Genomic DNA, 22,798 nt, shown 5'->3' on the forward strand with positions numbered 1-22,798 from the left:
GAGGTCATGCCGGCTTGGCCATGCCCTTCATCACCCGAAGGGTGACGAACCAGAGCACCACGCCGACCGCGAGCAGAATGCCGGCAATGCTGTACTGCACCGGATCGCGACCGGTCCACGGGCCGGCGAGGAAGGCGCAGGTGATGGCGCCTAAAACCGGGACGACCGTCGGCGTGCGGAAATGCTTGTGGCTCACCTTGTCCTTGCGCAGCACGAGCACGGCCACATTGACGATGGTGAAGACGCAGAGCAGCAGCAGCGCCGTGGTGCCGCCGAGCGCCGGAACGCCGCCGACAAAGGTGATCAGCGCAACGGCAATCAGCGTCGTGAAGAGGATTGCGACGTAGGGCGTACGGCGCCCGGGGTGGACGGTCCCCAGCACCGCCGGCAGCACGTTTTCCTGCGCCATGCCGTAGATCAGCCGGCTTGCCATCATCATGTTGATCAGCGCCGAATTGGCGACGGCGAACATGGTGATGATACCGAAAATACCGATCGGGAAGCCGGGCGCACCGGCCTGCACCACCTTCAGAAGCGGCGTCTCGCCCTCGCCAAGCTCTGCGGCGGGAACGAGCGTGATGGCCGAAATCGACACCAGCACGTAGATGAGGCCGGTCAGCATCAGCCCGCCCAGCAGCACTTTCGGGAAGATGCGGCTCGGTTCCTTGCATTCCTCGGCCATGTTGACCGAATCCTCGAAGCCGACCATGGCGAAGAAGGCGAGCGTGGTTGCGGCAATCACCGGCCAGAACATGCCACCGCCTTCCGGCGCCTGGAAGGTGAAGGCGCGCGAGACATCGCCCTGACCGCCTGAGATCGCCCAGAAACCGATGCCGATGATGAGAAGCAGGCCGCTGAGTTCCACCACGGTCAGCACCACATTGACCATGACGCTTTCACCAACGCCGCGGAAATTGACGATGGCGACCAGCGCGATGAAGGCGAGCGCCACGCCGGTGACCAGAAAACCGCCATCCGCCATGCCCATGGTCGCGACGAAATTCGCGGCAAAGGCGCGCGAGGCGGTGGAGGCAGAGGTGATGCCGGAAGACATCACCGCAAACGCCACCAGGAAGGTGAGGAAATGCACGCCGAAGGCCTTGTGCGTGTAAAGCGCCGCGCCTGCAGCTTTCGGATATTTCGTCACCAGTTCCAGATAGCTGAAGGCCGTCAGAAGCGCGACGACGAACGCAACGAGGAAGGGCAGCCACACGACGCCGCCGACTTCCGCCGCCACCTGTCCCGTCAGCGCATAAATGCCGGTGCCGAGAATATCGCCGACGATGAACAAGAGAAGCAGGCCGGGGCCCATGACGCGTTTCAGTTCATGGCCCGATTCCGTTTGGCCCTTCCCCAGATGCTCCGCCATGCGTGTGTCCGATTGCTGGTCCGACATGACCCCCTCCCCATTCTATTGCAATTTAACGTGAGGCCCCCTCTCCCGGTTCCTTCTTCTTCCTGAACCTCTTGCGGAAAATCGAGCCCGCCTGGAACGCTGGCGCCTCCCGCCAGTTAGCCGGTTACGGCCCGGTATGCTTTTCCATGCTCTTCCGGGATCAACATTCTCCAGACGAGAAAGGGACGGACATGGACGAGACCAAGCGAGGCAGCATGCCGGCAGGCACCAGCGACCAGACGCTCACCAATCGACAGGGCCATCCGGTCGTCAACAATCAATCCACCCGCACCATCGGATCACGCGGGCCGGCGACGCTGGAAAACTACCAGTTTCTCGAGAAGATCACCCATTTCGACCGCGAGCGGATACCGGAACGGGTGGTGCATGCGCGCGGCTTCGTCTGTTACGGCGAATTCGAGGCGACCGGCAAGATCGGCGAAGAACCGGCCTCCACCTATACCCGCGCAAAGCTGTTCCAGCATGCGGGGAAGAAGACGCCGCTCGCCATCCGCTTCTCCACCGTCATCGGCGGGCGCGATTCCTCCGAAGTGGCGCGCGATCCGCGCGGGTTCGCCGTCAAATTCTACACCGAAGACGGCAACTGGGATCTGGTCGGCAACAATCTGGCGGTCTTCTTCATCCGCGACGCGATCAAGTTCCCGGATGTCATCCATTCGCTGAAGCCGGACCCGGTGACCTTCCGTCAGGAGCCGAACCGGATCTTCGACTTCATGAGCCAGACGCCGGAGAGCATGCACATGCTCACCCACCTGTTTTCGCCGCGCGGCATTCCGGCGAGCTATCGCCACATGGAAGGCTTTGGCGTCAACACCTACAAGATGGTGAACGACAAGGGCGAGACGGTGCTGGTGAAATACCATTTCCATCCGCGCGCCGGGCTGGCCAGCCTGACGGCGGAGGAGGCCGCTAGAGTGCAGGGCCAGGACTTCGGCTCCGCATCGAAGGACCTGTTCACCGCGATCGAGCATGGCAATTATCCGCAATGGGACATGTTCGTGCAGATCATGGAGGATCACGATCACCCGGAACTCGACTGGGACCCGTTGGACGATACGAAGATCTGGCCGGAACACCAGTTTCCGCTGCGCCATATCGGCACCATGACGCTGAACCGCAATGTCGAGGATTTCTTCAACGAGAACGAACAGATCGCCATGGGCACCGGCGTGCTGGTGGACGGGCTCGATTTCTCCGACGACAAGATGCTGGTCGGCCGCACCTTCTCCTATTCGGACACGCAGCGCTACCGCGTCGGCACGAACTATCTGCAACTGCCGGTGAACCAGGCGAAGAATGCCCAGGTGGCAACCAATCTCTCCGGCGGCCAGATGAGTTTTCAGCGCGACCTTGCCCCCGGTCAGAACCCGCATGTGAACTATGAGCCGTCCATCCATGATGGACTGAAGGAAAACCCGCGGGAGGAACCCAACCGCCCGCCGGAGATCCGTGGGCTGCTGACCCGTGCCGTGCTGGAGCGGCGCAACGATTATGCGCAGGCGCGCGGCCGCTTCTGCACCATGATGGACTGGGAGCGCGACGACCTGATCACCAATATGGGCGATCTCCTCTCGCAATGTCAGCGCGACGTACAGGAGCGGATGGTCTGGCACTTCTTCCTGGTACACGACGACTATGGCCGGAGGGTCGGCGAGAAGCTCGGCATTTCGGCAAAGGATGTCGAGGGCTTAGGTCCTCTGCCGAAACAGGTGCTGACCGATGAGGACGAAAAGCGCCTGCAGAACCTGGGCCAGAATGGCGACGTGATCGATCCCTCCGTCTGGGGCCAGTGGACCAGTTCGGTGAAGAACCACAAGGCGACGGCCGAAGACGTGCTGATGGGGAAACTGCCCGGCGCACGCTCCATGGATCAGGCCGCGGAATAAGGCGGTGGCCCCCGTGTTTCCGTCGCCCCGCGACATCGCGAACGCATATGGGAGAAAACCCCCTCTGCCGTGCCGGGCATCTCCCCCACAAGGGAGGAGACACGTTGCAGCACCCGCCTGGGCCTCGATCGGCTCCGTCGGGTCGGCTGGGTTAAAGCCCTGCCTTGTGGGGAGGGTGGGAGGGGTCTTTTTTTGCAAAGGCTTACCGCCCGCAGGGAGAAGATGGCCGGCAGGCCGGATGAGGGGCAAAATCCGCTGAAGTCTTGAGGTCTAAGCCCCTCACCCCAACCCTCTCACCGCAGGCGGGGAGAGGGAGCAGTCTGCGCTCTGTTCTTAAGCCGCCTGAACGGGCTGCGTCGCGATGCGTCCCACCTTGGCCAGTGCCAGGAAGAACATGAGCCCGACGAGACCGAGGCCGATGAGGGACCAGAGCACCATGTCGGGGCCGGTGCGTTCCAGAAGCACGGCAAGGCCGAAGGGCGAGAGCGCCGAGGCCGCGAGCCGGACCAGTGTGATCTGGCCCTGGCGGGCGCCATAGCCTTCGCTGCCGAAGAGGGCGAGCGGCAACGTGCCGAAGACGATGCTGGAGAGCCCGGAGCCGAACCCGAAGACGACGGCAAAGACCATGGCGCCCGGAATGAAGGGATAGGTCAGCGTCAGCACCAGGATGCCGAGCGGCGCGAAGATCGCCGTCAGCACCGCGAGTTGAAGGGCACCCAGGTTCTTGCCGAAGACCATGTTGGTGAAGCGGCTCAGCACCTGCGATGGGCCGAACAGCGTGGCGACCAGAACCGCCGTGCCGCCAAGGCCAAGCCCCGTCAGCACCGGCACCATGTGAAACAGCAGTGCCGCATTGACGAAGGAGAGCAGCCCCATGCCGATCAGCATCAGCCGGAAGCCTTGCGGCCGGTACGCATCCGGCAACAGCCCGACGACCGCCTGCCCGCTGCCGGATGCCGCCTCTGGCGCGCGGCGCCCGCCGCGGCCATAGAGGCTGAGCCAGGCATGCAGCGGCAGGCAGAGCACGAGGTTCAGCCCGGCAAAAACGAGATAGACCTGCTGCCAGGACAGATGCCCGTGCAGGAAGGTGGTGATGGGCCAGAAAATGGTCGAGGCAAAACCGGCAATCAGCGTGAGATAGGTGATGCTGCGCTGGGCCTCGCGCGGGCGGATTTCCACCAGAAGCGCAAAGGCCGCGCCATATTGCACGAGATTGGAAGACAGTTCCGTCAAGAGCAGACCGGCGACGAAGACGCCGCGATGGGAAGCGGTGGCGCAGATCACCAGGGAGAGCGCCGCCGCCAGCGACCCGAGCGCCATGACCCGCCCGGCCCCGAAGCGGTCCATCAGCCGGCCGGCAAAGGGGGCCACCAATCCCGACACGAACAGCGAGGCGGAGAGAAGACCGAACACCCAATCGACGCTCCAGCCGAAATCCCGCGCCATGTCGGGCGCCAGAATGCTGAAGCTGTAATAGAGCGTGCCGTAACCGATGACCTGGGTGAGCCCCAGCGAGAGGATGGCGGCGACCGGCGGACGGGAGGTCATAGGGATGTCAGCTGTACACGGGCTTCGAGTTTCTCAGCTGTTTCCTTGCGCTCGCTGTAGCGGTCGGTCAAGTAGGCCGAGGCATCCCGCGTCAGAAGCGTGAACTTCACCAGTTCCTCGCACACATCCACCACCCGCTCGTAATAGGAGGAGGGTTTCATCCGGCCGTTTTCGTCAAACTCCTGAAAGGCCTTGGCGACGGAGGACTGGTTGGGAATGGTGATCATCCGCATCCACCGGCCGAGCACGCGCATCTGGTTGACGGCGTTGAAGGATTGGGAACCGCCGGAGACCTGCATGACGGCGAGCGTCTTGCCCTGGGTGGGGCGGATCGCGCGGACAGCGAGCGGGATCCAGTCGATCTGCGCCTTCATGATGCCGGTCATTGCGCCATGGCGTTCGGGGCTGACCCAGACCTGCCCCTCCGACCATTGTGTGAGGTCCCTCAGGTCCTGCACCTTTGGATGGCTCACCGGCTCGGCATCCGGAAGCGGCAGGCCCTTCGGATCGAAGAACCGCACCTCGCAGCCGAGCGCGGTCAAAAGCCGCCCGGCTTCCTCCGCCAGGAGCCGGCTATAGGAAACCGTCCGGAGCGACCCGTAGAGGATCAAGATGCGCGGCTTGTGCGTGGAAAAGGCCGGGCGTAGCGCGGCGGGATCGATCGGCCGCAAGTGGCGGGAATCGAGTGCCGGCAGATCGACACCCATCTCAATGGGGGTAGCCAAGGCGCTTGCCCTCCGCATCGAGAACCTGCTCACCATCCTCCTTGACGAAGGGGCCCTTCAGCGTTTCGGGCAGAATCTCCAGCACCCGTTCGGACGGGCGCGACAGCCGTGTGCCGAGCGGGGTCACCACGAAAGGACGGTTGATCAGGATCGGCTGCGCCAGCATGGCGTCGAGGAGTTGCTCATCCGTCAGAGCCGGATCGTCGAGACCGAGTTCGGCAAACGGCGTGCCTTTTTCGCGGATCGCCTCGCGCACGGACAGACCAGCCTCGGCAATCATCGTCTTCAGGGTGTCGCGCGAGGGTGGGGTCTGCAGATATTCGATCACGGTGGGTTCGATGCCGGCATGGCGGATCAGCGCCAGCGTGTTGCGCGAGGTGCCGCAGGCGGGGTTGTGGTAGATGGTGACATCCATGAGCTTCAGGCCTTCCCTTGGGCTGACGTTCGTGTGGTGACGGCCTGTCCGGCCTCGTACCAGGCCTTGCTCCGGTTGACGATCGCGACCAGGACCAGCATGACCGGCACCTCGATGAGGACGCCGACGACGGTGGCAAGGGCGGCGCCGGAATGAAAGCCGAACAGGCTGATGGCGGTCGCCACGGCCAGTTCGAAGAAGTTGGAGGCGCCAATGAGCGCCGAGGGCCCCGCAATGCAGTGGGCCTCCCCCGTCATGCGGTTGGCGAGATAGGCAAAGCCAAAGATGAAGATGGTCTGCAGCAGGATCGGCACGGCGAGGATCGCGATCACTGCCGGCTGCGCGAGGATCTGGTTGCCCTGGAAGGCAAACAGCAGGACGACCGTCAAGAGCAGCGCGCCAATCGACAGCGGCTGGATGCTGTCCTGCAGGCGGGCAAGCGCCTTGCCATCCCCCGCACCAAGCGCCCGGCGCAGAAGCTGTGCAACGACGACGGGCACCACGATGAAGAGCGCGACCGAGATCAGCAGCGTATCCCACGGGACGACGATGGAGGAAACGCCCAGCAACAGGGCGACGATGGGCGCAAAGGCAATGACCATCACGGCATCGTTCAACGCCACCTGGGTCAGCGTGAACGGAGCGTCACCGCGCGTCAGGTTCGACCAGACGAAGACCATGGCCGTGCAGGGGGCCGCCCCCAGAAGGATAAGGCCGGCGATGTAGCTGTCGATCTGGTCGGACGGCAGGAAGGGGACAAACAGCCAGCCGATGAAGATCCAGCCGAGCACCGCCATGGAGAAGGGTTTGACCGCCCAGTTGGCAAACAGCGTGACGCCCATGCCGCGCCAATGGGTGCCGACCTCGCGAATGGCGGCGAAGTCGATCTTCATAAGCATCGGAATGATCATCAGCCAGATCAGCACCGCGACCGGCAGGTTGACCTTGGCGATCTCGGCAGAGCCGATGATCTGGAAGAGGCCGGGAAAGACGGCACCGAGCGCGATGCCAGCGCCGATGGCAAGTGCCACCCAGAGTGTGAGAAAGCGTTCGAAGGTGGACATGATTACGCAGTCTCCGAATTTAAGGAGGTTCCCCGGCCATCCGGTACACAACACTGCGCCACAGCGGTTGCCGGTGCGCAGATTTCGGGACGGCCGGCACAGCAGTCTTCCATCAGGAAGCGAATGAGATCGGCGAGGTGGTCATAGGCGGCCGTGTAGATGATCGATCGGGATTCGCGCGTCGCCGTCACCAGGCCGACCCGCTCCAGTTCCTTGAGGTGGAAGGAGACGTTGGAGGGCGAGACCCCGGCCGCTTCGGCCACGGCACCGGCCGCCATGCCGTCCGGTCCTGCCACGACCAGCATGCGGACGATCTTCAGCCGCGTTTCCTGCGACAGCGCTCCAAACAGATCGGTTGCCCGTTTCTCGTCCATATTTTGATATTCCTTGAAATGTTGAATCGTTACATACAACAAAGCCCCGGATCGCACAAGCGGTCCGGGGCTCGAAATCACGGTTCCAGGGGAACGGCTAGGGGAAGCGGATCGGTCCCGTCACACCTTGGCCGATGCGCCGGCTTCCTTCAGCGAGGCGAACTTCATGGTCAGGCTGCGCAGGTTGTTGTCGATCCAGCGAGCCATGGCCTCCTCTTCCTCCAGATTGGCCTTCAATCCGGACATCGCTTCCGGAAAGCCGCCGAGTTCGGCCACCGTCATCAGCGACTTGTAGGCGGCGATCTCGTAGTTTTCGAAGGCGAAATTGGCAAACGAGTTCTTGACGATCTCGTCCGGGGCAATCGTATGGCCAAGGGCCGCCATGGAACCACCGAGCGACAGGGCCATGTCCTTCATGGTCGACGGGCTTTCCGACAGACCGGAAAGGATCGTCTCCAGCCGCTCGATCTGGCCTTCCGTTTCGCGGATGTGCCGTTCCAGCATGTCCGCCACCTCCGGGTAGTTTTCGATGCGGGAGACCTGCGGCTTCATGATCGAAAGCGCCTGATTCTCCATCGCATGAGCATTCTTCAATCCCGTGACGAAAATGCTGCGGGCATCTGCCATCTCAATCTCCTTGTTTGTCCGGATTTTTCCGGGGGGGGGTCGAGGCACTAACCGGCAGGTCTTCAAAGAGTTCCGGTGCGCTGGCGCAACGTCCGGTAGGCAACGTTCGTTAACCATGACCGTTAAGCAAACTTAAGGTTTGATTAACCATGCCTCTTCGCAGACCGCAGCGTTCTGATAAGGTGTCGGTTACGAGGCAAAGGGATGACGGCTATGACAGAGGTTTCGGCTCAGAACTATCTCGATCATCAGGTGCGCTGGCACGCCTCCGGCACCGACCATGCGGATGCGAAGGCGGATCAGACGGCGGCCGCTCTTCCCCTGGAGCTCCGATTCCCGACCGCGCGCTACGACAATCTGAGTGTCCGGCTGGATCCGGCAATGCGCACGCTGTGGTACTTCATGAACCCCGTCGAGGCGCCGAGCTATACGCCAGGCCTGCTGGCCGATCTGAGCCGGCTCAGGGGCGAAATCCAGACGCTCGTTCGCAGTGACGACAACGACCAGAGGCTGCTGTACCTGGTCAACGGATCAAAGATGCCGGGCATCTTCAACCTCGGCGGCGATCTTGGTTACTTCGGCAAGCATATCCGGGCGCGTGATCGTGAAGGTTTGCGCCAGTACGCCCGCGATTGCGTCGATCTGGTCTACTCATCCTCGATGAGCCTCGATCTGCCGATCGTCTTGATTTCGCTCGTCCAGGGCGATGCCCTCGGCGGTGGTTTCGAGGCCGCCATGGCCTCCGACATCATCATTGCCGAAAAGAGTGCGAAGTTCGGCCTGCCGGAAATCCTCTTCAACCTGTTCCCCGGCATGGGTGCCTACAGCTTCCTGTCGCGCCGGCTCGATCCGACACGCGCGACCAAGATGATCATGGGCGGCCAGATCTACAGCGCCGACGATCTGCATGAGATGGGCCTGGTGGACCTGGTCGTGGAAGACGGCAAGGGCGAGACGGCGGTGCGCGAATTCGTGGCGCGCCATTCCCGCAAGCACATGATCTACCGGACGCTGCGCGAGGTGAAACGGCGCGTGAACCCGCTGACGCACGAGGAACTGATCGACGTGGTGGATCTGTGGGTCGAGGCGGCAATGCAGCTTGAGGATGCCGACCTGCGCAAGATCGACCGGCTGCGCGTGGCACAGATCAAGCGTATGGAAGCCGGCCGGGCCGGCACCAAGGCTGATCTCGGTTGAGCGTCAGGACGCTTTGCGCAGGGTGAGTTCCGAACGGAAGCGGTCGAATTCGTCGCGCAGATGGTGGACGTGGCGCTCACCCTCTGCCGCCAGTTGCGGATCGTTGATCTCGCGCCATTCCAGGCACATCTGGTAGATCCGCATGGCACCGACATTGGCCGCGGCACTGCGCAGCGCATGGGCGGAATTGCGGAAGCCATGCACGTCCTCTTCCGCCACGGCGGCCGCAAGCGCGTTGAGGGCAGAGACGGAATCATCGGCGAACTGGTTGAGCAGCGTCTCGACGAAGTCCGACCCGCCAAGCTTTTCCAAGGCGCTGCAGGTGGAGGGGTCGATCACCGGATGCTCGACAACCGGCTCGTCCTCCACGAAACCGGGCGTCTGCGGAGAGGGGTTGGTCACCGCCAGTGGCTCGGCGTCGGCAAGCGTCTGGGCGATCACGTCCAAAAGGGCACGCGGTTCGATCGGTTTTGTCACGCAGGCGGCCATGCCGGCCTCCCTGCACCGTTCAGCCGCCTCTCCCGTCGCATCGGCGGTCACGGCGATGATCGGGATCTTACGGCTGCCGAGCGAGGCGAAATGATAGAATTTCGTCGCCTCTACGCCGTTCATCACCGGCATGTTCACATCCATCAGGACCAGATCCAGATCCCCCTTCAGCATCCGCTCGACGGCCGCTTCGCCATCATCCACCACCTCATGGTGATGCCCGGCCATTTCGAGGATCTTGCCGAGCACCATCTGGTTCGTCTTGTTGTCGTCGGCAATCAGGATCCGCCAGCGGGTCGAAGATGCCTGGGGCAGGAGCACATCGTCGGGAACCGTGCTGCCGCCCGTGGTGAGCGCGGCAATGTTGGCGAGCGTCTGCGCATAATCGACGCCGGCCACGCAGAAGAACAGGTCGCGCATCACCGGCGCCAGCCGCAGGGTCTGGCCGTGGCGGTCGAACAGCACTAGAACCGGCTCTTCGCGGCGCTCGAAGGCCCTGAGCAGCGCGTGTGCGACCTGGCTGGGGGGAGGCCCCGGCCAAGTGGCATCAATGAATATCACCGGACGGCGGCCCGTCTGCCCGTTGAGACTGCGCGCCGCATCGACCGCCGCATCAATGGTATCGACCGTCGTGGCAAGCAGCTGCAACGGCTGCGGCAGGACGCGCCGGTCACCCAGCAGCACGAATGGCAGCGCTTCGGCAGAGGGTAGATCGTCCTCGACCACCACATCGGTGGGCAGGTGGAAATGGAAGGTGCTGCCTTCTCCCAGCGTACTGCGCACGCCGATATCGCCGCCCATGGCCCGCACCAGTTGCTTGACGATGGCAAGGCCGAGACCGGTTCCGCCAAAGCGATCCATGATCGTGCCATCGGCCTGCGTGAACCGTTCGAAAATGCGGGCATGCGCCGTTTCATCGATACCGATGCCGGTATCGGCAACTTCGAAACGCAACAGATCGCTGCCCTGCGATTGATCGAGGGAAACCTCGATGCGCACATGTCCGGTTTCGGTGAACTTGACGGCATTGCTGGCAAGGTTGAGGAGGATCTCCTCCAGGTGCCGCCGATCCGCCATGACGAAACGAGGCGTGCCGCTGGCCATGTGAAGGGCAATTCGAAGCCCCTTCTTTTCGGCATTCACTCCGATCATCGCCCGGACATCCCCGAGGAGCAGCGGCAGATCGACCTTCTGCGGAATGACGCTGGTCTGGCCGGCCTCGATCTTGGAGAGATCGAGAACCGCTTCGATGAGCGACAGAAGCGAGCGACCGGAGCGGCCGATGGTTCGCACCATGTCCCGCTGGTCGGGTTTCAGCTGCATCTGCACGAGAAGATCGCTGAGCGCGATGACGGCGTTGAGCGGCGTGCGCAACTCGTGGCTCATGCTGGCGAGAAACAGGCTTTTCGCCTGGCTCGCTTCCTCCGCCTCCCGTTTTGCCTGCGAGAGCTTGCGGATGAGCTTGGAGCAATAGGCGGGTATCACGATCAGCGCACCAACAAGCCCAAGCGACACCATCGGCTGTTGCTGCCAGAACAGCGTTGTCTGGTAGACGGCAAGGAACGCGACGACGGCGGTGACGGTGGCAACCGTCAGGTAGAAGACCCCGAAGCGGAAACCATTGCCGAGCACCGCCCAGAAATAGACGAGGAACATCGCCGCCCCCGCCTCACCGCTGGCATGCAGGCCGTAGGAGAACATGCTGATATCGGCAAAGATGCCGGCCATGCGCCGGATCGGCGAGACCCCCGGGAAGAGCAGGATATGGATGAAGACGCCGGCGGCAAACAGCTCGAACAGAAACACCGGAAGCGCGGCGATGGCGAGCGCCGACGCTGCCGCTTCCGAGCCGAGCGCCTGGGCGATCACCAGGTAGATCAGGATTGTCGAGGAAATCAGCAGCCGGTTGGCCGTCAGCTCATGTTCGGTATCCGGCCGATCTCTCAGCAGCATCCGCATGTCGCGGATCGACGCCCGGCACGGCCGGCTGAACAGACGGTGAAAGGGGAAGGGCCGCGGCTTGGTCATGCACTCTTCTCAAGCATCGGACCCGACTGAACGAGGGCGATGAAATCCTGCGCGGGCATGGGGCGCCCGTAGAAATACCCCTGCATCACGTCGCATCCATCGGCCATCAGGAGCTTGGCCTGCTCCTTCGTCTCCACGCCTTCGGCGACCACGGTCAGGCCGAGACTGTGGCCGAGATGGGCGACCGTGCGCACGATCGTGTGGTCGCTCGGGTCGCTCACAATGTTGCGCACGAAGGTCTGGTCGATCTTGATCCGGTCGATGGGGAATTGCTTGATATAGTTCAGCGACGAGTAACCGGTGCCGAAATCGTCGATCGAGATGCCGACGCCGAGTTCGGACAGCTGGCGCAGGACGGAAATGACCGACTCCGTCTTTTCCATCACGATGTTTTCGGTGATTTCCAGATCCAGGCATTTCGGGTCGAGACCCGTGGCATCGAGCGCCTTCAGCACGAGGGCCGCCACGTTGACGCGGCGGAACTGCACCGGCGACAGGTTGATGCCGATCCTCAGATGGCCGAGCCCGAGGCGGTGCCAGGATTTGGCCTCGCGGCAGGCTTCGTGAATCACCCATTCGTTGATCGGCACGATGAGGCCATTCTCTTCGGCGCGCAGCAGGAACTCGCCGGGGGAGACGAGTCCGCGGCCGGGCTCGTTCCAGCGCAGCAGCGCTTCCGCCCCGATCACGGCACCGGTCTTGGCGGAAATCTGCGGCTGGTAATACAGCACGAACTGCTTCTGATCGATCGCCGTGCGCAGCCGGCTGTCGAGCAGCGCATTGTTGCGGATGCGATCGGCCATGTTGGTCTCGTAAAGCCGGAACTGGTTGCCGCCGGAATCCTTTGCCTGCTGCACGGCAAGGTCGGCATTGCGCAGGAGTTGCGTCACTTCCGTGCCGTCCGTCGGATAAATGGTGACCCCAACGCTGGCGCTGCAGGCAGCCTCCCGCTCGGCGATACGCACCGGAAGCCCGACCTGATCAAGGACACGCTGGGCGATATCGCTGGCAGTGGTGGTTTCCGGCCCGAGGGTCTGCAGCAGCGCAAATTCATCCGCGCCCAGCCGTGCCACCATATCTTCCGGTCCGGTCAGCTTATCCAGTCGGTTGGCGACCTCCTGCAGGAAGGCATCCCCCGCCTCCTGTCCCAGAAGATCGTTGATGCTTTTGAATTCATCGATATCGATGAAATGCAGGGCAAACGAACGGTCTCCGCGCCGGGCACGCGCCACTTCGCGACGAAGGCGATCATGCAGGAAGGTGCGGTTGGGCAGGTCGGTCAGCCCGTCATGCCGGGCCGCATGCAGGAGATGCTCTTCGGCGCGCTTGCGGTCGGTGATATCCAGCGCGCTGGTCAGCACGCCGACGATAACCTCATGGGCATCCCTCAGCGGCGTCTTCGTGGTGAGGAAAACACGCCGTTCGCCGGATGCGCTGGTCAGCGTGCGCTCGAAGCTCTTCAACGCCTCGCCGCCGCGGATCACTTTGCGATCCAGCGTGCGGTTCGGCCCGGCAAGATCGGCATCGACCAGGACATCGCTCGACTTGCCGACGAGTTCGGCTGGATCGAGCCCCAAAAATTCACCGGCAAAGGCATTGGCAAACAGGATGCGACCATTGCTGTCCGAGGCGCTGACCATGGCCGGCACCGTATCGATGACCTGGGCCAGGCGTTCGCTGGAATCGCGCAGTGCCGCCTCGCGGGACTGCTCGCTTGTCGCCAGCTCTTCGGCTAGCGTATGGGCGCGGCATTCCAGAAGCAGTTGCTGCTTGCGCAGTTTCAGAAGATTGCGGGCGCGGACGACGAATTCCTGATGATCGACCGGGCTCTGGAGAAAATCGGTCGCGCCGGCCTCCAGCGCGCGCATGCGAAAGCTGCGCTCTTCGTAAACCGTGATGACCATGACCGGGATTTCGGAAAAACCCGGCAGGGCGCGCAGGGCCCGGATGAAGGCTTCGCCATCCATCACCGGCATCTTGTAATCCGTGACGATGAGATCCGGCACGATGCCGCGCTCGAAATCCGCGATGGCGAGCGACGGATCACCATAGATGCGAATGACCACCCCATTCTCGATGGAGGACGCTAGCCTCTCGAAAATGCGGCGGTTGGTCTCCTGATCGTCGAGAATCGCAATGAGCGGCATTCATGTTTCCGATAACATCTCGGCACCGACACCGGCCGACTGCCGGCGACGGAAGTTTGACGGTGACAAAATCCGACACTTTCCCACATAAATTAGCGGTTGAGATCTTAAGAATTCGTTCCTGCCTGCATCGAGGCGGCGCAGAACTGCACACTCCCGCAACAAGAGCGACAGAACCGACAAAAAATTGGGCATCCATCGCTGGTCGGCGCCCGCTGTCTCGAATGGCGCCAACAACAATCCACCTGTCCTACCGTTGCAGCCATGACACACCGGACCACGGTTCGCGGTCGCGGGCCATGCTTTGTTTTGACCTTATCTAATATACTTCCTAGGCTCGCCCCATGGCTTGGGGAGACGCGCGATGACGTTCTCATCCTTTGATACGCTGGACGGCACGGACCTTTCTTTCCTGAGAATGGTGCTCGAGGACGTGTGCGCCGAACGCGCCCTGCCCCTGGACGGACCGGAAGCGGCCGACATGGCGCGCGCGCTCGTCGATTGGTACCTGTTCGGCATCCGCCACCCGCAGCAACTGAAACAGATGCTATCCCCGCTGCCCGCCTTTTTGGCGAGCTGACGATCAGGGGTCGCCCTGCCCCCGCGTTTCACGTACAGGCTGACCGGATGATCCTCCGGAAGAGGGAACGGAATGCCGAAGCCGCGCCTGCGAACGCCACTTGCCAAACTTCGCAAACACTGGAAACGGGCAAGCCCGGAGGAACGGCACGCCTTTCTCGAGCATATCGGCGCACGACAAGCCACGCGACCGCCGGAGAGCCAGGAGCCGACGGAGAGTGGGCTGAGCCACCTGATTGCCAATGGCCGCTACCTGCTGCCGCAAACGGTGGTGCGTATCGAGGCCATCATGCGGGCCCGCAGGATCGGCCCTGCCGAGGTGGTGGCGGAACTGGGTTTTCCCGACCAGGGCGTGGCGCTGGCACGCGCACTCACCCAGCAGTCCAGCCTGCGACTTACGGTCATCGCCGCCTTGAGCGCATGGCTGAAGGCGCGAGAGGAATCTCCGACGTCCTGACAGGCGAGCTCAGAAATCGATGGCGCGGCCGTTGATTTCCCAATCGCCGAAACGGGCGGGATCGGCACCGCCGCGACCGCCCAGCTCTGCGGGCCTCTCGACGGGTTTTTCCTGCGCCCGGCGCTCCTCCGCTTCCTTCAGCGCCCGCTGGGCGGCGGGGGAAAGAACCTTCGGGGCCTCGCCCGCGTCCGTCCCTCTGTTGTCCCCTCTGTTGTCGTTGTCCGGTGCCTGCATCACATCAACCCATGCCGATCTGCATCAATATTGAAAACCAACCCTCAATAACCACATCCTAAGGCAAAGCGCGGAATTTGCCAAAGCACCGCCACCCTTTCCTGGAGACGCAAGAATGAACATGATGCGCACCGCCATGCTTCTGGCCTTCATGACGGCCCTGTTCATGGGCGTCGGCTTCCTGATCGGCGGCCGCGGCGGCATGATGATCGCTTTCCTCATTGCCGCCGGCATGAACCTCTTTTCCTACTGGAACTCAGACAAGATGGTGTTGTCGGCCTACCGGGCTCAAGAGGTGGATGAGAGAAACGCGCCGGAATTCTTTCACATGATCCGTGATCTCTCCGCCAATGCGGGGCTGCCCATGCCGCGGGTCTACATCTATCAGAGCCCGCAGCCGAACGCATTCGCCACGGGTCGCAATCCGGAAAACGCCGCCGTTGCCGCCTCGACCGGGCTTCTGGAGCGGCTGACGCCACAGGAGGTGGCCGGTGTGATGGCGCATGAACTGGCCCATGTGCAGAACCGCGATACGCTGACCATGACGATCACGGCGACACTGGCCGGTGCCATCTCCATGCTCGGCAACTTCGCCTTCTTCTTTGGCGGCAACCGGGAGAACAACAACCCGCTCGGCTTCATCGGCGTGCTGGTCGCGATGATCGTCGCCCCGTTGGCCGCGGCACTTGTGCAGATGGCGATCAGCCGCACGCGCGAATATTCCGCCGACCGGCGTGGCGCCGAGATCTGCGGCAATCCGCTCTGGCTCGCCTCGGCACTCGGCAAGATCGCCGGCGCCGCGGAGGTGATCCACAATGACGATGCCGAGCGCAATCCGGCGACCGCGCACATGTTTATCATCAACCCGCTCTCCGGCGAACGGATGGACAATCTCTTCTCCACCCATCCGAACACGGAAAACCGGATTGCCGCGCTGCAGGCCATGGCCTCCGAATTTGCCGGCGCCTCGACGCCAGCCTTTTCCGCTGCTAGACCCACGCGCAGATCGCGCTCCGTTCCGACGACCGGTTCAGGACGCAGCCCCGACGAACCGCGCAAAGGTCCCTGGTCTTGACGGCAGACGATAACAAGAAACGCAGCAAGAAGCCCTTCAAGCGCCCGGCGGGCCGGGTTGAAAGAGAGCCGAACAATCCCTTCGCGCCAAAGCCCGGGATCGAGGTGCGCATGACGGCGGCCAAGATCCTGGCTGCCGTGATCGACAAGAAGACGTCGCTGGACGGCATGCTGGACCCGGCGCATGGAAACCCGGCCTACAAGGTGCTGAGCGATGCGGACCGGGCGCTGACGCGCGCCATCCTCAACACCACGCTTCGCCACCTGCCGCGGGTGGAGCATGCCATTGCCTCGCTAATCGATTCGCCGCTGCCGGAAGGTGCGCGCGCGCTTCAGCATGTGCTCTCGGTCGCCGCCGCGCAGATCCTCTATCTCGACGTCCCGGCGCATGCCGCGGTGGATCTCGCCGTCGAGCAGGCCAATCGCGACCCGCGCAACCGGCGCTTTGCCAAGCTGGTGAATGCCGTTCTGCGCCGCATGGTGCGCGAACGCGACGAGATTCTCGCCGCCAGCCTTGCAATTTCCCCCGTGCCGGACTGGTACCGCGCCCGCCTCGTGAAGGCCTATGGGACGGAGCAGGCGGACCGGATTGCCGAAGCCCAGCTTTCACCGGCCCCGATCGATCTGACCGTAAAGGGTGATCGCGACGAATGGGCAAAGCGGCTCGACGCAAAACCGCTGCCGACGGGCAGCCTGCGGCTCAAATCCTTCGACGGGTCGGTCACCGGATTGGACGGCTTCGAGGATGGCACCTGGTGGGTGCAGGACGCGGCCGCCGCCCTTCCCGCTCAACTCTTCGGTGACCTGAAGGGCAAGCGGATCGCCGACCTCTGCGCCGCACCGGGCGGCAAGACCGCACAGCTGGTGGCACTCGGCGCCGATGTGATCGCCATCGAGCAATCGGCGAACCGGGCGCAAAGGCTGACGGAAAACCTGGAGCGGCTGAAGCTCTCAGCCGAGATCCGCAACACCGACCTCTTCGACTTCAAGCCGGACGAGCCTCTCGACGGCGTGCTGCTGGATGCCCCCTGCTCCTCCACCGGCACCACACGCCGCCACCCGGATGTGCTGTGGACAAAGGGTCCAGCGGATATCGAGAAACTGGCGGGCCTGCAGGCGCGCATGCTGCGCCATGCGATCACACTGGTGAAGCCCGGCGGCCTGATCGTCTTCTCCAACTGCTCGCTCGACCCTCTGGAAGGCGAGGATCTGGTGAAGGACCTGCTGCGGGAGGACTCGTCCGTCGACCGCGTGTCGATCCGGCCCGAGGACTGGCCGGGGCTGGAAAGTGCCATCACACCGGACGGCGAATTCCGCACCACACCGGCAATGCTGCCGGGTGACGAGGTCTATGCCGGCGGCATGGACGGTTTCTTTGCCTGCGTCCTCAGGCGACGCTAAGACTTTATTCACCATACCGGCGCACATATTAGCGATGAGGGGACGAGCCTTCGCGGCATGCGGCGAGGGTGCGGGAGGCGTCTCCGTTTCGACAACATCGGTATCGGAATATGCTGCTGGCTGAGCGCCGACGACGTCTAGCTCTGGGACTGACAGAGGCGCAGCGGCGCCTTTGCCGCCGGCTGCTGCCCGTGCGCATGACAGCAACCCGCGTCGGCATGACCGTTCCGGAGCGACTGGTGGTGGCGCCGACGGATCTCAGGGCCGCAGACCCGTTCATTGCTCAGGAAATCATGGCAGGACGTTTCCCGCTCGCCGGCCGGGTGTTCGAAACGGAGGAGGATAATCCCTTCCTCGAGCCCCTGCCGTCGCGCGCCTTTGCCGAGCGGCTGCACTCCTTTGCCTGGCTGCGACATATCCGGGCGCTGCGCAAGGACGAAGCGCGCGTCCAGGCCCGCCACCTGCTGAACGCCTGGATGCAGATCCACGGCCGCAAGATCTCCGTCCCCGCCTGGGAACCGCACGTGGCGGCAGAGCGGATGATTGCGCTGCTCTCCCATTCGCCCGTCGTGCTGCAGGGGGCGGAAGGCGGCTTTTATCGACGTTTCATGCGATGCATCGCCTGCCATCGACATTTCCTGCGCAAGGCGGTGGCCTGCCTGCCACCGACGGAAACGCGGCTCCGGATCCATATCGCGCTGGCCATGGCGACGCTGGCCATTCCCTCCCCGGAAAAGGTCATCCGCCGCGAAGGGGCAAGGCTGGACCGAGAACTGGAACTGCAGATCCTGGCCGATGGCGGCCATGTGTCCCGCAATCCGCGGACGGCCCTCGAAATCCTGCTCGATCTTTTGCCGCTCCGGCAGACCTACATCAATCTGGGATACGACGTTCCGCAAAAGCTGATCCCGACCATCGACCGGATCTATCCGGCGCTGCGTTTCTTCCGCCATCAGGATGGCGATCTGGCACTCTTCAACGGGGCAAGCGCCACGCCGGCGGCCGAACTGTCCGCCGTTCTCCGCTACGATGAGACGGGCGGCAAACCCTTCAAGGCCCTGCCCCACTGCCATTATCACCGGCTGACGGCGGGCGAGACGACGATCCTTGTCGATACCGGCCGACCGCTATCGCCCGATCTCTCGCGCGGCGCGCATGCCGGCTATCTGTGTTTCGAATTCTCCGCCGGACGCAGCCGGTTCATCGTCAATGCCGGCGCCCCGAAATTCGCCGGCCGCACCTATCGGCAGCTGTCGCGCGCCACCGCCGCCCATTCGACGGTGACACTGGGAGAAACCTCGTCCGCGCGGATCGCCACATCCCGCCTGCTCGGCCCCCTGCTTCTGGATGGTGCCCGAGATTTTTCCGTGCAGCGCTGGGAGGATACCTATGGCAATGACTGGCTGAAGGCCTCGCATGACGGCTATGTTATGCCCTTCGGTTATGTGCACCAGCGCGAGATCGGACTTGCCGCCAAGGGTCACAGGGTCAAGGGGCACGACCACTTCTTCGTGCCGGAGGGTGCCGAAGGAAAGCAGGTCACCGGCACCGCCCGTTTCCATATCCATCCCTCCGTCCTTCTGTCGCGCGTCGATGCCGAGACGATTTCCATGGAAGGCGCGGACGGCGAGGTCTGGCTGTTTGCCGCACCCGGTCTGGAGGTGGGCATCGAGGAGGATGTCTTTTTTGCCGATGTCTCCGGCATGCGCCCCAGCCAGCAACTGGTCATCGATTTCGAGCTGCCCGGCACCTCTGACCTCCGCTGGATGCTGAAGCAGCAGGTTTGAACCGGCCGATCGCGCCACAGCCGTTCCCCTCCGGCTCAAGCTGTGCTAGGCGGCGCGCATGAAAAGGCCGTCCGCCGGATGAGACGGCCTGCCCCTGAACGGAGTGACCGATGGCCGTTGTTTCCAAGATGATCCCCGCCCCAGACAAAGTGAAGATCCGCACGGCGCTGTTGTCCGTCTCCGACAAGACCGGCATTATCGAGCTGGCGCGGGCCTTGAGCGAATTCGGCGTGCGGTTGCTCTCGACCGGTGGCACCTTCAAGGCGATCCGCGAGGCCGGCCTCGACGTCACCGACGTCTCGGACGTTACCGGCTTTCCGGAGATCATGGATGGCCGCGTCAAGACGCTGCACCCGGGCGTTCACGGTGGCCTGCTCGCCATCCGTGACGATGCCGAGCATGTGAAGGCGATGGAAGAGCACAAGATCGGCGCGATCGATCTTGCGGTCATCAACCTCTACCCCTTCGAGGAAGTGCGTGCCGCCGGCGGCGACTATCCGACCACCGTCGAAAACATTGATATCGGCGGCCCGGCGATGATCCGCGCCGCCGCCAAGAACCATGCCTATGTGACGGTCGTCACTGATCCGCAGGACTACCCGCAGGTGATCGAAGCGCTGCGCTCCGACGACGGCCAGACGGCCTACGCCTTCCGCCAGAAGCTCGCCGCTCGCGCCTATGCCCGCACGGCCGCCTATGACACGATGATCTCCAACTGGTTTGCCGAGGCGCTCGACATCGAGATCCCGCGCTACCGCACGCTCGGCGGCGCGCTGTCGCAGGAAATGCGCTATGGCGAAAACCCGCACCAGTCCGCCGGCTTCTACCTGACGGGCGAGAAGCGCGAAGGCGTTGCGACCGCCAAGCTCCTGCAGGGCAAGCAGCTTTCCTACAACAACATCAACGATACCGACGCCGCCTTCGAACTCGTCTCCGAATTCGATCCGAAGAAGGCCCCGGCCTGCGCCATCATCAAGCACGCCAATCCGTGCGGCGTGGCGATCGGAACCTCGCTGACGGAGGCCTACAAGCGGGCGCTCGCCTGCGATTCCGTCTCGGCCTTCGGCGGAATCGTGGCGCTCAACACGCTGCTGGATGCAGAAACGGCAACCGAAATCGTCAAGGTCTTCACCGAGGTCATCATCGCGCCCGCCGTCACCGACGAGGCGCAGCACATCATTGCGGCGAAGAAGAACCTGCGCCTGCTGGTGACCGGCGGCCTGCCCGATCCGCGCTCACGCGGCTTCACGGCAAAGACCGTCTCCGGCGGCCTGCTGGTCCAGACCCGCGACAATGCCATGGTCGAAGATCTCGATCTCCGCGTGGTGACCAAGCGCGCCCCGACCGAGCAGGAACTGATCGACATGAAGTTCGCCTACAAGGTGGCGAAACACGTCAAGTCGAATGCGGTGGTCTATGCCAAGGACGGCCAGACCGCTGGCATCGGCGCTGGCCAGATGAGCCGCGTCGATTCCGCCCGTATCGCCGGCATCAAGGCCGAGGATGCGGCCAAGACCATGGGCTGGGCTGAGCCGATGACCAAGGGTTCTGCCGTGGCCTCCGAAGCCTTCCTGCCGTTTGCCGACGGCCTGCTGTCGATGATCGCCGCCGGCGCCACCGCCGTGATCCAGCCGGGCGGTTCGATGCGCGACGAAGAGGTAATCGCCGCCGCTGACGAGCATGGTGTCGCCATGGTCTTCACCGGCATGCGGCATTTCCGCCACTGAGGATGGAGGTGCAGCCCATCACTCCTACGTCGTCCAGATCAAGACCCCTCCCCACCCTCCCCACAAGGGGCAGGGCTTTAACCCAGCCGACCCGCCGAAGCTGATTGAAGCGCCGGCGGGCGCCGCCTGCGGTCTCCCCCTTGTGGGGGAGATGGCGGCAGCCAGAGGGGGTTCGGCCACACGCGCGACCCAACCCTGCACACACTCAAACTCTCAACGTACCGCTTCCCGCGCCGGATAGGGCGTCTTGAGCAGCAGCAGGAAACCCGCCGCCAGGAAGACGATCAGCACCGCCATGCCCAGCCGTGAGGAGCCGCTGGCATAGGTGACGAGCGAGAAGGAGAGCGTTGCCATGAAGCTGGTGGCGCGGCCGGAGAGCGCATAGATGCCGAAGTACCGCCCCGCCTCGTCCGGGTGCACACTGCGCGCCAGATAGGAGCGCGACGAGGCCTGCACCGGGCCAAACGCCATGCCGATCAACAGGCCGAAGCCGAGATAGGCTTTTTCCGCCGGCGTGCCGAACAGGCCGCCGCTGTCGTCGACAGGCATGGGAATAAGTCCGAAGGCGACGAAGCCGGGCCCCGTCGAAATGATGCCGACGGTGGCAATGAGCAGCAGCACGAGGCTGAGGATGACGACCGCCTTCGACCCGAACAGCCGGTCGAGGCGACCGGCAATCAGGCAGCTGAACACAGCCACCACATTCAGGAGAATGCCGAAAAGGCCGATTTCCAGCGTCACCCAGCCGAACATGCCGGCGGCGAACGTGCCGCCGAGGATCAGCAGGCCGTTGACGCCATCCTGGTAGAGCATGCGGGCGACGAGGAAGCGCAGCACCATGCGCCGGCGATCGAGAAGATCGCGGATTGTGGCCTTCAACTCGCGCAGGCCGGAGCGCACCGCCGTTTGCAGCGGCTCGCCCTGTTTCGCATCCGGCGTGAAGAAAAACATCGGCAGGATGAAGACGAGATACCAGAGCGCGGCCAGCGGACCGGTGATGCGCGCATCCTCGCCAAGCGCCGGATCGAGCCCAAAGAGCGGTGGCAGGCCCAACAGCGTCTTGCCGGAGACGGGATCGGCCGCGAGAAAACCGACGACGAGGATTAGCACCAGCATGCCGCCGAGATAACCGAGCCCCCAGGCGGTGTTCGAGACGCGGCCGACATCGGCGGGGGCTACGAGCCGCGGCATCATCGAATCATTGAAGACGATGGAAAATTCCGCTGCGATCGAGGCGAGAATCATGAAGGTCACGGGCAGCAGGATCGGCGAGCCGGGGGCTGCGAACCAAAGCATCGTTAGCGATGCAATCTTGATCGCGGCGAAACAGGCGATCCACGGCTTGCGCGGACCGGACTGGTCGGCAATCGAGCCGAGGACGGGCGAGAGAAGCGCGATGACGATGGAGGAGACGGTCGCCATGTTGCTCCACATGGCCTGGGCCGCGACCGGATCCTCGGTGAGGCGCGCGACGAAATACGGCCCGAACACGAAGGTGGTGACCACCGTGAAGAAGGGCTGGGCCGCCCAGTCGAACAGCATCCAGCCCCAGATCCCGCGGGACGGCACCTTCTGCACCGTCCCCTCGCTTGTTCCTGCCACCGCACGCCTCCGGATTAACC

Annotated in this window: 19 protein-coding genes; 8 read left to right on the forward strand and 11 right to left on the reverse strand. The window is 63.4% G+C overall.

Going from position 1 to position 22,798, the window contains the following annotated elements:
• Nucleotides 1–4: 4 nt before the first annotated feature.
• The gene (locus tag G6N78_RS07405) at nt 5–1,396 is read right to left on the reverse strand and encodes an APC family permease (RefSeq protein WP_234905902.1); all 1,392 of its coding nucleotides are present in this window, start codon (nt 1,394–1,396) and stop codon (nt 5–7) included.
• A 191-nt stretch (nt 1,397–1,587) separates the two neighbouring features.
• Here G6N78_RS07405 and G6N78_RS07410 point away from each other — a divergent pair, with 191 nt between their 5' ends.
• On the forward strand, nt 1,588–3,303 hold the full coding sequence (locus tag G6N78_RS07410; RefSeq protein ID WP_165217049.1) for a catalase: 1,716 nt from the start codon (nt 1,588–1,590) through the stop codon (nt 3,301–3,303).
• 333 nt (nt 3,304–3,636) lie between these two features.
• On the opposite strand, the gene arsK is transcribed toward G6N78_RS07410, so the two are convergent.
• The 6 genes from arsK to G6N78_RS07440 form a co-directional block, all read right to left on the reverse strand.
• Nucleotides 3,637–4,851, reverse strand: coding sequence for an arsenite efflux MFS transporter ArsK (gene arsK / locus G6N78_RS07415; protein WP_165217051.1), 1,215 nt, complete (start codon nt 4,849–4,851; stop codon nt 3,637–3,639).
• Nucleotides 4,848–5,558, reverse strand: coding sequence for an arsenical resistance protein ArsH (gene arsH, locus G6N78_RS07420; RefSeq protein ID WP_165221442.1), 711 nt, complete (start codon nt 5,556–5,558; stop codon nt 4,848–4,850). Before arsH ends, arsK begins: the two co-directional genes overlap by 4 nt.
• Before the next feature lies 1 nt (nt 5,559).
• Nucleotides 5,560–5,991: an arsenate reductase (glutaredoxin) gene (arsC, locus tag G6N78_RS07425; RefSeq protein ID WP_165217053.1), complete on the reverse strand. Its 432-nt coding sequence runs from the start codon at nt 5,989–5,991 to the stop codon at nt 5,560–5,562.
• A 5-nt stretch (nt 5,992–5,996) separates the two neighbouring features.
• Complete coding sequence (gene arsB / locus G6N78_RS07430; protein WP_165217055.1) at nt 5,997–7,055, reverse strand: ACR3 family arsenite efflux transporter; 1,059 nt, start codon at nt 7,053–7,055, stop codon at nt 5,997–5,999.
• A gap of 2 nt (nt 7,056–7,057) precedes the next feature.
• A complete protein-coding gene (locus tag G6N78_RS07435) occupies nt 7,058–7,429 on the reverse strand; it encodes an ArsR/SmtB family transcription factor (protein WP_165217056.1) in 372 nt (123 codons plus the stop codon).
• A gap of 120 nt (nt 7,430–7,549) precedes the next feature.
• Entirely contained in the window at nt 7,550–8,056 is a 507-nt protein-coding gene (locus G6N78_RS07440) for a ferritin-like domain-containing protein (RefSeq protein WP_165217058.1), read from the reverse strand.
• A gap of 213 nt (nt 8,057–8,269) precedes the next feature.
• Here G6N78_RS07440 and G6N78_RS07445 point away from each other — a divergent pair, with 213 nt between their 5' ends.
• Nucleotides 8,270–9,253 (forward strand): crotonase/enoyl-CoA hydratase family protein, encoded by a 984-nt coding sequence (locus G6N78_RS07445; protein WP_165217060.1) that lies wholly within the window; start codon nt 8,270–8,272, stop codon nt 9,251–9,253.
• A 3-nt stretch (nt 9,254–9,256) separates the two neighbouring features.
• Here G6N78_RS07445 and G6N78_RS07450 read toward each other — a convergent pair whose 3' ends face one another.
• A complete protein-coding gene (locus G6N78_RS07450; protein ID WP_165217062.1) occupies nt 9,257–11,770 on the reverse strand; it encodes a hybrid sensor histidine kinase/response regulator in 2,514 nt (837 codons plus the stop codon).
• Complete coding sequence (locus G6N78_RS07455) at nt 11,767–13,917, reverse strand: two-component system response regulator (RefSeq protein ID WP_165217064.1); 2,151 nt, start codon at nt 13,915–13,917, stop codon at nt 11,767–11,769. The genes G6N78_RS07450 and G6N78_RS07455 overlap by 4 nt, the downstream gene beginning before the upstream one ends.
• Before the next feature lie 364 nt (nt 13,918–14,281).
• Between G6N78_RS07455 and G6N78_RS07460 the strand changes: the two genes are divergently transcribed.
• Together G6N78_RS07460 and G6N78_RS07465 are read left to right on the forward strand one after the other, a co-directional pair.
• Nucleotides 14,282–14,497 carry a hypothetical protein gene (locus tag G6N78_RS07460; protein WP_165217066.1) on the forward strand — a complete coding sequence of 72 codons (216 nt, stop codon included), beginning with the start codon at nt 14,282–14,284 and terminating at the stop codon, nt 14,495–14,497.
• A gap of 72 nt (nt 14,498–14,569) precedes the next feature.
• Nucleotides 14,570–14,953 (forward strand): hypothetical protein, encoded by a 384-nt coding sequence (locus tag G6N78_RS07465; protein ID WP_165217068.1) that lies wholly within the window; start codon nt 14,570–14,572, stop codon nt 14,951–14,953.
• A 9-nt stretch (nt 14,954–14,962) separates the two neighbouring features.
• Here G6N78_RS07465 and G6N78_RS07470 read toward each other — a convergent pair whose 3' ends face one another.
• Nucleotides 14,963–15,187: a DUF1674 domain-containing protein gene (locus G6N78_RS07470; protein WP_165217070.1), complete on the reverse strand. Its 225-nt coding sequence runs from the start codon at nt 15,185–15,187 to the stop codon at nt 14,963–14,965.
• Between the two features lie 115 nt (nt 15,188–15,302).
• Here G6N78_RS07470 and htpX point away from each other — a divergent pair, with 115 nt between their 5' ends.
• The 4 genes from htpX (at nt 15,303) to purH (ending at nt 21,176) form a co-directional block, all read left to right on the forward strand.
• Nucleotides 15,303–16,262: a zinc metalloprotease HtpX gene (gene htpX / locus G6N78_RS07475; RefSeq protein ID WP_165217072.1), complete on the forward strand. Its 960-nt coding sequence runs from the start codon at nt 15,303–15,305 to the stop codon at nt 16,260–16,262.
• Nucleotides 16,259–17,662 (forward strand): RsmB/NOP family class I SAM-dependent RNA methyltransferase, encoded by a 1,404-nt coding sequence (locus G6N78_RS07480; RefSeq protein WP_370691493.1) that lies wholly within the window; start codon nt 16,259–16,261, stop codon nt 17,660–17,662. Before htpX ends, G6N78_RS07480 begins: the two co-directional genes overlap by 4 nt.
• 110 nt (nt 17,663–17,772) lie before the next feature.
• Entirely contained in the window at nt 17,773–19,449 is a 1,677-nt protein-coding gene (locus G6N78_RS07485) for a heparinase II/III family protein (protein WP_165217073.1), read from the forward strand.
• A gap of 110 nt (nt 19,450–19,559) precedes the next feature.
• On the forward strand, nt 19,560–21,176 hold the full coding sequence (purH, locus tag G6N78_RS07490) for a bifunctional phosphoribosylaminoimidazolecarboxamide formyltransferase/IMP cyclohydrolase (protein ID WP_165217075.1): 1,617 nt from the start codon (nt 19,560–19,562) through the stop codon (nt 21,174–21,176).
• 213 nt (nt 21,177–21,389) lie between these two features.
• On the opposite strand, the gene G6N78_RS07495 is transcribed toward purH, so the two are convergent.
• Complete coding sequence (locus G6N78_RS07495; protein WP_234905903.1) at nt 21,390–22,778, reverse strand: MFS transporter; 1,389 nt, start codon at nt 22,776–22,778, stop codon at nt 21,390–21,392.
• Nucleotides 22,779–22,798 lie beyond the last annotated feature (20 nt).

Source organism: Allorhizobium pseudoryzae, assembly GCF_011046245.1.
In the GTDB taxonomy this organism is placed as follows: Bacteria; Pseudomonadota; Alphaproteobacteria; order Rhizobiales; family Rhizobiaceae; genus Neorhizobium; species Neorhizobium pseudoryzae.

Excerpts from the sequence above, each read along its gene's own strand:
- arsH (WP_165221442.1), bottom strand. The coding sequence starts at position 5,558 with ATGGGTGTCGATCTGCCGGCACTCGATTCCCGCCACTTGCGGCCGATC.
- G6N78_RS07435 (WP_165217056.1), bottom strand. The coding sequence starts at position 7,429 with ATGGACGAGAAACGGGCAACCGATCTGTTTGGAGCGCTGTCGCAGGAA.
- arsK (WP_165217051.1), bottom strand. The coding sequence starts at position 4,851 with ATGACCTCCCGTCCGCCGGTCGCCGCCATCCTCTCGCTGGGGCTCACC.
- G6N78_RS07455 (WP_165217064.1), bottom strand. The coding sequence starts at position 13,917 with ATGCCGCTCATTGCGATTCTCGACGATCAGGAGACCAACCGCCGCATT.
- G6N78_RS07460 (WP_165217066.1), top strand. The coding sequence starts at position 14,282 with ATGACGTTCTCATCCTTTGATACGCTGGACGGCACGGACCTTTCTTTC.
- G6N78_RS07465 (WP_165217068.1), top strand. The coding sequence starts at position 14,570 with ATGCCGAAGCCGCGCCTGCGAACGCCACTTGCCAAACTTCGCAAACAC.
- arsC (WP_165217053.1), bottom strand. The coding sequence starts at position 5,991 with ATGGATGTCACCATCTACCACAACCCCGCCTGCGGCACCTCGCGCAAC.
- htpX (WP_165217072.1), top strand. The coding sequence starts at position 15,303 with ATGAACATGATGCGCACCGCCATGCTTCTGGCCTTCATGACGGCCCTG.
- G6N78_RS07485 (WP_165217073.1), top strand. The coding sequence starts at position 17,773 with ATGCTGCTGGCTGAGCGCCGACGACGTCTAGCTCTGGGACTGACAGAG.
- G6N78_RS07440 (WP_165217058.1), bottom strand. The coding sequence starts at position 8,056 with ATGGCAGATGCCCGCAGCATTTTCGTCACGGGATTGAAGAATGCTCAT.
- G6N78_RS07445 (WP_165217060.1), top strand. The coding sequence starts at position 8,270 with ATGACAGAGGTTTCGGCTCAGAACTATCTCGATCATCAGGTGCGCTGG.
- G6N78_RS07470 (WP_165217070.1), bottom strand. The coding sequence starts at position 15,187 with ATGCAGGCACCGGACAACGACAACAGAGGGGACAACAGAGGGACGGAC.
- G6N78_RS07405 (WP_234905902.1), bottom strand. The coding sequence starts at position 1,396 with ATGTCGGACCAGCAATCGGACACACGCATGGCGGAGCATCTGGGGAAG.
- G6N78_RS07450 (WP_165217062.1), bottom strand. The coding sequence starts at position 11,770 with ATGACCAAGCCGCGGCCCTTCCCCTTTCACCGTCTGTTCAGCCGGCCG.
- purH (WP_165217075.1), top strand. The coding sequence starts at position 19,560 with ATGGCCGTTGTTTCCAAGATGATCCCCGCCCCAGACAAAGTGAAGATC.
- arsB (WP_165217055.1), bottom strand. The coding sequence starts at position 7,055 with ATGTCCACCTTCGAACGCTTTCTCACACTCTGGGTGGCACTTGCCATC.
- G6N78_RS07410 (WP_165217049.1), top strand. The coding sequence starts at position 1,588 with ATGGACGAGACCAAGCGAGGCAGCATGCCGGCAGGCACCAGCGACCAG.